At 41.8% G+C, this 359-nt stretch carries 1 protein-coding gene; it reads left to right on the forward strand.

The window, feature by feature from the left end; genetic code table 11:
* On the forward strand, positions 1-359 hold a 359-nt coding region (locus tag SB765_RS28335; protein ID WP_410932315.1), incomplete at both ends, for a hypothetical protein.

Consider the following 359-nt stretch of genomic DNA (forward strand, 5'->3'; position numbering starts at 1 on the left):
ATTCTGTTTGGGAAATTGGTGCTCAACGTACCTCTATCCGCGCTAAGGCAAAAGAAGATTTTAATAAAAGATCTGGGAATCCACTCAGGTATAGTCCAGATAAAACAACGTATGTATTCGTTACTCCACAACGCTTTCCTGGTAAAAATAAGTGGGTAGAGGAGAAAAAAGCTCTCAATATTTGGCTGAATATCTGTGTCATTGATGCTGATGATCTTGTCCATTGGTTAGAAATTTATCCTGCGGTCGCTCAGTGGTTGTCAGTAAAAATAGGTCATCGGCCACAGGGATTACGTAATATTGAAGAGTCATGGAGCGAGTGGATTCACGCAACGAGAACACCTCTCACTCCCGATGTT

The sequence above is a fragment of the Pseudomonas sp. SIMBA_067 genome, from assembly GCF_046534675.1.
Taxonomy (GTDB): domain Bacteria; phylum Pseudomonadota; class Gammaproteobacteria; order Pseudomonadales; family Pseudomonadaceae; genus Aquipseudomonas; species Aquipseudomonas putida.